Origin of the sequence: Streptomyces sp. NRRL B-24085 (genome assembly GCF_001282115.1) — a bacterium.
Classification (GTDB): domain Bacteria; phylum Actinomycetota; class Actinomycetes; order Streptomycetales; family Streptomycetaceae; genus Streptomyces.
Window position 1 is genome coordinate 1 of sequence record NZ_LJBR01000397.1, and the last position, 8,735, is coordinate 8,735.

10 protein-coding genes and 1 pseudogene are annotated in these 8,735 nt (G+C 75.0%); 2 read left to right on the forward strand and 9 right to left on the reverse strand.

Annotated features, from left to right (window positions below):
* The 3 genes from AOJ26_RS34370 to AOJ26_RS34380 all read right to left on the reverse strand — a co-directional run.
* A partial coding sequence (locus AOJ26_RS34370) for a carboxyl transferase domain-containing protein (RefSeq protein WP_324614006.1) occupies positions 1 to 788 on the reverse strand: 788 nt, incomplete at its 3' end.
* Positions 781 to 2,259, reverse strand: coding sequence for an acyl-CoA synthetase (locus AOJ26_RS34375; protein ID WP_053852289.1), 1,479 nt, complete (start codon positions 2,257 to 2,259; stop codon positions 781 to 783). The genes AOJ26_RS34370 and AOJ26_RS34375, both read right to left, overlap by 8 nt.
* Positions 2,260 to 2,312: 53 nt before the next feature.
* Positions 2,313 to 3,185, reverse strand: coding sequence for an ATP-grasp domain-containing protein (locus AOJ26_RS34380; protein WP_053852290.1), 873 nt, complete (start codon positions 3,183 to 3,185; stop codon positions 2,313 to 2,315).
* Between the two features lie 139 nt (positions 3,186 to 3,324).
* Between AOJ26_RS34380 and AOJ26_RS34385 the strand changes: the two genes are divergently transcribed.
* Positions 3,325 to 4,392: a MerR family transcriptional regulator gene (locus AOJ26_RS34385; protein WP_053852291.1), complete on the forward strand. Its 1,068-nt coding sequence runs from the start codon at positions 3,325 to 3,327 to the stop codon at positions 4,390 to 4,392.
* Positions 4,393 to 4,397: 5 nt separating this feature from the next.
* A complete protein-coding gene (locus AOJ26_RS34390; RefSeq protein ID WP_053852297.1) occupies positions 4,398 to 5,015 on the forward strand; it encodes an O-methyltransferase in 618 nt (205 codons plus the stop codon).
* Between the two features lie 10 nt (positions 5,016 to 5,025).
* Here the strand turns inward: AOJ26_RS34390 and AOJ26_RS34395 are convergent, their stop codons facing one another.
* From AOJ26_RS34395 to AOJ26_RS34420, 6 genes and pseudogenes are all read right to left on the reverse strand, one after another.
* Complete coding sequence (locus AOJ26_RS34395; RefSeq protein ID WP_053852292.1) at positions 5,026 to 5,622, reverse strand: hypothetical protein; 597 nt, start codon at positions 5,620 to 5,622, stop codon at positions 5,026 to 5,028.
* Positions 5,570 to 6,421: an FkbM family methyltransferase gene (locus tag AOJ26_RS34400; RefSeq protein ID WP_053852293.1), complete on the reverse strand. Its 852-nt coding sequence runs from the start codon at positions 6,419 to 6,421 to the stop codon at positions 5,570 to 5,572. The genes AOJ26_RS34395 and AOJ26_RS34400 overlap by 53 nt, the downstream gene beginning before the upstream one ends.
* A complete protein-coding gene (locus AOJ26_RS34405) occupies positions 6,418 to 6,657 on the reverse strand; it encodes a Trm112 family protein (RefSeq protein WP_053852294.1) in 240 nt (79 codons plus the stop codon). Before AOJ26_RS34405 ends, AOJ26_RS34400 begins: the two co-directional genes overlap by 4 nt.
* A complete protein-coding gene (locus AOJ26_RS34410; RefSeq protein ID WP_053852295.1) occupies positions 6,654 to 7,559 on the reverse strand; it encodes a hypothetical protein in 906 nt (301 codons plus the stop codon). The genes AOJ26_RS34405 and AOJ26_RS34410 overlap by 4 nt, the downstream gene beginning before the upstream one ends.
* A gap of 24 nt (positions 7,560 to 7,583) precedes the next feature.
* Positions 7,584 to 8,321: a class I SAM-dependent methyltransferase gene (locus AOJ26_RS34415; protein WP_053852296.1), complete on the reverse strand. Its 738-nt coding sequence runs from the start codon at positions 8,319 to 8,321 to the stop codon at positions 7,584 to 7,586.
* Positions 8,318 to 8,735, reverse strand: a pseudogene (locus tag AOJ26_RS34420) (condensation protein); the annotation flags it as partial. The gene AOJ26_RS34415 and the pseudogene AOJ26_RS34420, both read right to left, overlap by 4 nt.

The window sequence follows — 8,735 nt, forward strand, 5'->3', positions numbered from 1 at the left end:
GAACGGGCCCGGCGGACAGCGTCCCACCCGGTGGCGGGCAGGTCCGTCGTGCCGAGGGGGGCCGGGACGGGGGCGGGTGTGGGTTCGGTGGACGGGCCGTCGCCGGGTCCGCCCGACGGCCGGGCCAGCAGCCGCAGCCACAGCCCCAGCGTCCTCCGCAGCTCGTGCGGCCGTACGACCGCGTCCGCCGCGCCCGCCGCCACCTGCGCCTCCGCCGTGTACGCCGCCGGGTCCGCGTCCGGCGGACGGACCCGGGAGCCCGCGAAGCCGACCTGCGCCCCCGGCAGGGCGAGGACCACGTCGGCGCCCGCACCCAGGGTGGCCCAGCCGCCGCCCGTGGTGGGGTCGCGCAGGACCGCGATCTGGGGCAGTCCCGCCGCCCGGGTCAGGGCCGACTCCCGTGCCACGCGCTGGAGTTGGGACAGGGCGAGCATGCCCTCCTGCATCCGGCTGCCGCCCGTGGCCACCAACGGCACGACAGGGAGGCGGTGTTCCCGGGCGTACCGGTACGCCGCCTCCAGCCGGTCGCCGGTGCGTTCGCCCAGCGAGCCGCCGAGGAAGCCGAACTCGAAGGCGATCAGGACGGCCCGCACGCCCTCGACGTGCGCGGTGCCGCAGACGACCGACTCCTGCTCGCCGGTGCGCTCGGCCGCCCGGGCGCGCGAGGCGTCGTAGCCCTGCCAGGCGAGCGGACCGTCGGGCTTCGACCGCCGCTTGGGGTACGGGATCTCGGAGAAGTCGTCGGCGAGCAGCGCGACCACCTCGCGTGCGGACAGACGCTCAGCCATGCAGCGCCCGCTTCATGATCTTCCCCATGTCGTTGCGGGGCAGGGAGTCGAGGTGGTGGACGACCCGGGGGCGCTTGTGCGGGGCCAGGCGACGGGCCACGTGGTCGGCCAACTCCTCCAGGGACGGCCGGGACCGGGCGTCCGCCGGGACGATCCAGGCCACGATCCGCTCGCCCAGGTCCGGGTCCGGCTCCCCGGTCACCGCCGCCTCCCGTACGCCCGGATGCTCCAGCAGCGCGTTCTCGATCTCGCCCGCCCCGATCTTGTAGCCCCCGCTCTTGATCAGGTCGGTGGCCTTCCGGCCGACGATCCGGACGTACCCGTCCGTGTCCCGCACCGCCATGTCCCCCGTCCGGAACCAGCCGTCCGCCGTGAACGCGGCCGCCGTCGCGTCCGGCCGGTTGAGGTACTCGGTGAACAGATTGGGGCCACGCACCTGGATCTCGCCCACCGTCTCGCCGTCGTACGACGTGATCGGCGACCCGTCCTCCTCCACCAGCCGCAGCTCCACGCCCGGCAGCGGTACGCCCACCGTCCCGGCGCGCGGCTCGCCGTCCGCGCGCACGCCGGGCCGGGGGTCCGGGGGTGTCCACCGGGACGAGCACAGCATGAGGGTCTCCGTCATGCCGTAGCGCTCGACGACCCGGCGCCCGGTCGCGGCCGCGATGCGCTCGTGGTCGTGCACGGGCAGCGCCGCCGAACCGGAGACGAGGAGCCGGGCCCCGGCCAGCGCCTTCACCAACTCGGGGTCCTCCGCCAGGGCTTCGGCGATCCGGTGGTACATCGTGGGGACACCGAACAGCATGGTCGCGCCGGCGTTCAGCTCGCGGGCCACCCCGTCCGTGCTGAAGCGGCCGAGGTGGCGGACCGAGCCGCCGCGGCGGAGCGGGCCGAGGACGCCCAGCACCAGACCGTGCACGTGGAAGAGGGGCAGGCCGTGCACGAGGACGTCCTGTGACGTCCACTGCCAGGCGTCGGCGAGGGCGTCCAGCGTGGCGGCCACGGCCCGGCGGGGGAGCACGGCGCCCTTCGGGGGACCGGTGGTGCCGGAGGTGTAGACGACCAGGGCGGGGTCGCCGTCCCGCGCCGGGGTGTCGGGGGCGGGGCCGCCGGTGCCGTGCACGTCGACATCGACGCGCTCCAAGTCGGCGAGGCCCGGCGGGAGTTCGGCGCCGGGAGCGGCGAGCAGCAGGGCCGGGGCGCTGTCGCTCAGGATGTGCCCGAGCTCCTTCTCGCCGGACTTCGGGTTGAGCGGTACCGCCGCGACACCGGCCTCCAGCGCCGCCACGACGGCCACCGCGGTCTCCAGTTCCGGCGTCGCCCAGACGGCCACCCGGTCGTACCCCGCGAGACGGGCCGCCAGGGCGTCGGTCGCGGCGGCGAGTCGCGCGTAGGTGAGGGAGCGGTCGCCGAACCGCAGGGCGGGACGGTCCGCCGGGGCGCCCCTGAGGGCCGGGAAGAGAGAGGTCACGCTTCGATCCTGTCCTGTGGTCGCCTGTCCGTCCTACCCGAACCCCGGACCGCCTACCGCCCGGCGGCCGCCAGCACCGCCTCCACCACCGGCCCCAGCGACCGCGGGTGCAGGAACAGGAAGAGGTTCGGTTCGACCAGTTCCAGTTCCATGACCCGCGGCTGCCCGTCCTCCCCGTCGACGAGGTCCACGCGCGCGTACAGCAGTTCCGGCGCGTCCGGGACGGCGGCCAGGGCGCGCTCGGCGACGGCGTGTTCGGCCGCGGTCGGGGTCCAGGGCTCCAGGCCCGGGTGGGCGACCTTCTCCGCGTCGAACGACGTACCGGGGGCGAGCACGGCCCGCTTGCGGCTGGCGTGCAGCAGCCGCCCCCCGAAGAACTGGAGCGCCCGCTCACCGCCCGCGTCGATGCCCCGCATGTACGGCTGCACCATCGCCGTCAGCCCCTCGGCGTGCATGCGCTCCAGATGCCGTACGGCACCCTCGTGCCGCTCCGGGGTGTACCGCGCCGCGTACCGGGCGCCCGCCCCGGACGTGGGCTTGACGACGTACTCGTGGTCGTCGGGCAGGTCCGCCGGGTCGCCGGGGGCGAGATAGCGGGTCGGCACGACCGGTACCCCCGCCTCCGCGAGCTCCCCGAGGTACCGCTTGTCGGTGTTCCAGCGCACGACCTCCGCCGGATTGGCGAGCCGGGTCAGCTTGGCGCAGCGCTCCGCCCACGCCACGAACTCGGCGGCCCGCCAGCTGTAGTCCCAGGTGGACCGGATGACGGCCAGGTCGTAGCCGGCCCAGTCGACGTCGGGGTCGTCCCAGAACACGGCCCGTGCGTCGGCCCCGGCCTCGCGCAGCGCGGCCGTCAGTACGGGCAGGTCGGCGTCCTTGCTGGGCTCGGGCCGGGGGTCGTAGGTGACGAGGGCGACTCGGGGCACGGCGGGTTCCTTTCCCGTACGGATCGACTCCCGTACAGCTCGACCGGAAGGCTAACCACTACGGACGCAACCGCGGCAACCGCTTTACCTTCCCCCTCGGTGAAGCCCCACCATCGAGGCGAGGAACGGAGGAGGCCGTATGGAGTGGCTCACGATCGGGGCCTTCGCGCGGGCGTGCCGGCTGTCGCCCAAGGCACTGCGGCTCTACGACGAGCTGGAGCTGCTGCGCCCGGCACGCGTCGACGCGGCCACGGGCTACCGCTACTACACCCCGGACCAGCTCGAACAGGCCCGGCTGGTGGCGTGGCTGCGGCGGCTGGGCATGCCGCTGGCCCGCATCCGCACGGTGTGCGCGCTCCCGCCCGCCGCTGCCGCCGGAGAGATCCGCGCGTACTGGGCGCGGGTCGAGGCGGAGACGGCCGTACGGCGGGACCTCGCCGCGTTCCTCGTCGACGAGCTGACGGCGGCACCGAGGAAGGACACCCCCGTGCTCGAACTGCGCTACTGCGCCCACTCGGACCCCGGCCGGGTCCGCCCCGCCAACCAGGACACCGCCTACGCGGGTGCCCGCCTCCTCGCGGTCGCCGACGGGTACGGCCCCGCGGGCGGCCCCGCCAGCGACGCGGCCGTGGCCGCGCTGCGGTTCCTCGACAGCGCCGAACTCCCGGCCGGGAACGTCCTCAATCTGCTGGAGGACGCCGTGCACGGCGCGAGCCAGGCGGTGCGGGACGTGACCGCGGGCGCCGACGAGAACGGCACCACCCTGACCGCCCTGCTGTGGACCGGCTCCCGGCTCGCCCTCGTCCACGTCGGCGACTCGCGCGCCTACCTCCTGCGCGACGGCGAGCTCTTCCGCGTCACCCACGACCACACGGTGGTCCAGTCGCTGGTCGACGAGGGCCGGCTGACCGCGGAGGAGGCGGTCACCCACCCCCAGCGGGCCCTGCTCCTCAAGGCCCTCACGACCGGCACCCCGGACCTGGGACTGCGTGACGCGGAGCCCGGCGACCGCTACCTGCTGTGCTCCGACGGCCTCTGTTCCGTCGTCCCCGACCCGGCCGTCCGCGACCTGCTCACCTCCGCCCCCACCCCCGACACGGCCGTGCACGCCCTGGTCGACGCCGCGAACACCGCGGGCGGCCCGGACAACGTCAGCTGCGTGGTGGCGGACGTGGTGGAGCCGACGGCCCGACGCCCTGCATCATGACGGGCATGTCGATGTCCGGAACCGACGCGTACGACCGGGAACCTCACCTGCCCCCGCTCGTCGAACGCGCGCTGGCAGCGGCCCGCGCCCACGGCTTCCTGCACTCCTGCCGCCCCGAACAGGGCCGGCTGCTGCACGCGCTGGCGGGCGGTGCCCGGGGCCGTGTCGGGGAGACGGGCACGGGCTGCGGCGTGGGCCTGGCGTGGCTGGCCTCGGGGACACGGCAAGGTGTACGGCTCGTCAGCGTCGAGCGCGACCCGGAGCGTGCCCGCGTCGCCGCCGAGGTGTTCGCGGACCGCCCCGACGTGCGGATCCTGTCCGGCGACTGGCGCCGCATCGAGGAGGACGGCCCCTACGACCTCCTCGTCCTCGACGGCGGGGGCACCGGCAAGACGCCCGGCGACGTCCCGGCCGACCCGGCCCGGCTCCTCACCCCGGGCGGCCGGATCGTGGTCGACGACTTCACCCCGGCGTCGGACTGGCCGCCCCGGCACGACGGCCGTCCGGATCGCCCGCGTCTGTTCTGGCTGGAGCACCCCGCCCTGGACACGGTCGAGCTCCCCCTGGCCGGGGACCTGGCCACGCTGGTCGGGACGCGGCGCCGGTCCACCGCGACGACCTGAGGCGCTCCCGTCAGCGCACAGTCAGGCGTTGCAGCAACCCCCAGGTGAACTCGGCGACCACCTCACGCCGTGTGCCCGACTCGTCGGGGGCCGTGAAGGCCAGGCCCCAGCGGGTCGGGGCCGTGCCCTCCAGGGGGCGGGCCGGGGGGAAGGCGCGGGCCGCCTCGTCGACCGTGCACGACCAGGGGGTGAGGTCGGCGAGGGTGCGCAGGGCCGGGCCCTCGGCACCCGGCGCGCGGATCAGCCATTCGTTCCAGACCGCGCCGGTCGGGGAGAGAAGGACCTCGAAGCGGAGGTCGGGCCAGAGCGGGACCGGCCACAGCCAGGCCTCGCACTCCAGGTCGCCCACCGCGCGGGTCAGGACGGTCTCCGGGGCGCCGAGCACCGAGCGGTACCGGGACGCGGCGGCGCGGGCCCGAGGGGAGCGGACCATCGCCTGCCAGCGCTTGTTGGCCTCCCGCATCTCGGCGATCGACACGCCCAGCGCGTGCCGGGCGTCCTCCACCGGGCCGGGGTTGTGGTCGGCCATGCGGCGCAGCAGGACCAGCTGGAAGTCATGGACGGTGAAGGGACCGGCCGGGGGCTTTCCGGAGGGCATGCTCCCCATCGTCCCCCACGGCACTGACACCGGGCCGGCGGCCGTCGGGGAGGAAGAGCACCGAGTTGACGTACCGGGGGCGGCGGAGGAGGGGCAGGACCCGGCGGAGCAGGCCCTGGCTGACGACGTACGACGCCGTCTCCTGGTGGGCCTCCAGGGGGAAGCCGGACAGCGGGAGCCAGGCGGTGCGGGGCAGCACCCAGCCGTCGTAGCCGAGGAGGGCGAGGTAGGTGACGACCGGCGCGATCGGCTGGATCCGGGACTCCAGTTCGACGAAGAGCGCGGGCCGGTCACGCGCGAGGATCCCCGTCGCCCCGCGCAGCACCGCCAGCTCGCTGCCGTCCACGTCGATCTTGATGAAGTCGACGTCCTTCAGACCGAGCTCGTCCAGCGTGACGCAGCGGACGTCCACCGCGCGGCCGTGGATGTCCCTGCGGACCAGGGAGGACACCCCGCGGTCGCCCTCGTCGCCGGGCGGCAGCCACAGCCGGGCGGTGCCCGGGCGGTCCGCGGCGGCGGCCTGGACGACCCGCACGTTCGGCGGGGCCGCCGAGGTCAGCAGCCGGGCCAGACGGGGGACCGGCTCGACGGTCACCACCTGCCGTGCCCGCCCGGCCAGCCGGCGCGTCCACGGCCCGTACCAGCCGCCCACGTCCACCGCCGTACGGCAGCCCGCCGGGCACAGCTCGGCCAGCCGCGCCAGCTCCGGCTCGAAGCGCGGGTACACCGCCCGGGCGGCCGCCGCGACGAGACGGGTGGGCAGATGGGGGGCCACCCGCGCCGCCCAGGTGCGGGCCGGCCCGGTCACGGGGTCGTCCCGGGGGTCTGGGGGGAACCCCCGGTACAGCGGCGCAGGAGGTCCTCGTGCTGGTCGTCCGTCACCTGCTCGCCGGAGGCCGGCAGCAACTGCGGGATGCCGTCGACGATCGGGTAGCGGCGGTGCAGCCGGGGGTTGTAGAGGGCCTCGTCCGGCGGTACGAGGTGCAGGGGCCCCTTGTCGAGCGGGCACGCCAGGATCTGCAACAGCGGGTCTTCGGGGTTCATGGTGGCGTCAACTCCTTGGTGCCGATGGGGGGTTGGGGCGCCTGGTCGTGCTTGGGCATGCTCAGCAGGACGGCGACGGCGAGCACCGTGCCCGCGAGGCGCAGCGCGAGCCGCACCGGGTCGTGGGGCAGCGACTCGCCGAACGAGAGCGTGCCCAGCACCGCGGTGTACAGACAGGTCACCGTCGTGCACACCGGCACGATCAGTGACGCCCGGCAGCGTTGCAGCGCCGCCTGCGACATCACCAGGCCGAACGCCCCGGTGAACAACAGGAGATACGGATAGGGCGACCTCAACAGCTCAACCACCGCGCTGCCGAGGCCACTTGACGTGAGAGAGCTCGACACGCCCTTGATCGCCAGCGAGCTGACCCCGTACAGCAGGCCGACCGCCACGCCGTACTCGACGCCCGTCGTCGGCATGCGGTGCCGGTGCCTGGTGCGCCGCTCGGCGGACCCGTACAGCCACACGCCCGCCGCCAGCGACGGCACGCACACCAGCAGGATGAGCTGGTAGGGAGCGTCCTGACTGACCCGGTCCGAGCCCTGCTTCAGGGACAGCACGACCATGAGGAGCGCGGCGAGGATGGCGCCCAGGGCGAACCGCTCCCGCCCGGTCGTCTCCTCGCCCAGCAGCCGCGCCGACAGCAGCACCAGCAGCACCAGACCGGAGACGAAGATGCCCTGCGCGGCCGCGATCGGCAGCGTCCGGTAGACCGCGAGCTGCGCCCCGAACCCGGCCGCCAGCGACAGCGAGCCGCCGATCCACAGCGGGCTCCTGACCACCAGCCCCAGCAGCCGGGCGGGTTGCCGGATCGTCACCTCGGGCAGGGCGGTGAGCGCCCGTTTCTCCAGCACGAACCCGACGCTGTAGAGGGTGTTCGCCAACAGGGCCGCCGCCACTCCCCACCACATGGTCCACGCCCCCTAGGTCTTGCGCGCGTGCAGCAGCAGGATCGACGCGATCGACGGTCTGGCGCACGCCAGCCGGTCCAGTGCGCGCAGCGGACGCGGCACCCCGTGAAAGGGCGCCCCCGCCAGCCGTACGACCTCGAAGCCGGCCGCCGCGACGAACTCCCGCAGCGCGCGGGCCGTGTACAGCCGCAGATGCCCCACGACCTCCCGTCCCGGCCGCCCGTGGACGGCCCGCAGGCTCACCTCCGAGAACACCGGCTGGACACCGGCCAGCAGCAGTCCGCGGTTGTACCAGGCGGCCAGGTTCGGGGTGGACAGCATGAGATGGCCTCCGGGGCGCAGGACGCGGCGGATCTCGTCCAGCGCCGAGTCCGGGTCGACCAGGTGCTCGACGACCTCGCTGAACAGCACGGCGTCCACGGAGGCGTCCCTGAACGGCAGCCCGGACTCGGTCAGTTCACCGCGGACGGCGTACGGCAGCCTGGCGCGGGCGCGCTTGAGGGCGTCCTGGGACCAGTCGACGCCGACGATCCGGTGACCGGTGAGGAGCGGGGCGGCGGTGGCGGCCGCGGTGCCGTCTCCGCAGCCGATGTCCAGGACGGTGCGCGGAGCCGTTCCGGCGGTGCCGAGGGCGGCGGCGAGCATGCGGGCCTGGCGCAGGGAGCGCGGGGTGCCGGAGGCGACCGGGACGGCCGGGTCCTCGTAGAAGTCCCTGAGGCCGCCGCGGCGCGGGGGCGCGGTGGTGTTCACGGGGCCACCTCCGTGGTGTGCAGGTAGTGCTCGAACAGGTCCCGCAGATGGGCGCCGTCGCCGTGCCCGAGCAGAGACCGTGACCAGCGCAGGGCAAGGTGCAGCCGGCCCGCGGTCGAGGCGGTCGTGACGGTGAGCCCGCGGGGCATCCGGGCCGGCGCCGAGAACCACACGGCGTGGGCGCGGCCCGCCTCCTCGCCGAAGTCCAGGGGGTACGGGACGCGGCCGATGTTGCTGAGGAGGGTGGTGGAGGTCCAGGGTGCGGCCGCCCTGCGCAGTCCGCGGGTGAGGGCTGCGCGCCAGGCCACCGGGGTGACGGGGGCGGTGAGGAGGCCGGCGCCGTGGCCGAGTTGGGGGCGGGGGAGGGATTTCAGGGCCCGGGTCCGCTCGGCCGTGCGGCGCAGGAACTCGGGC

Excerpts from the sequence above, each read along its gene's own strand:
- AOJ26_RS34405 (WP_053852294.1), bottom strand. The coding sequence starts at position 6,657 with ATGAACCCCGAAGACCCGCTGTTGCAGATCCTGGCGTGCCCGCTCGAC.
- AOJ26_RS34385 (WP_053852291.1), top strand. The coding sequence starts at position 3,325 with ATGGAGTGGCTCACGATCGGGGCCTTCGCGCGGGCGTGCCGGCTGTCG.
- AOJ26_RS34395 (WP_053852292.1), bottom strand. The coding sequence starts at position 5,622 with ATGGGGAGCATGCCCTCCGGAAAGCCCCCGGCCGGTCCCTTCACCGTC.
- AOJ26_RS34390 (WP_053852297.1), top strand. The coding sequence starts at position 4,398 with ATGTCGATGTCCGGAACCGACGCGTACGACCGGGAACCTCACCTGCCC.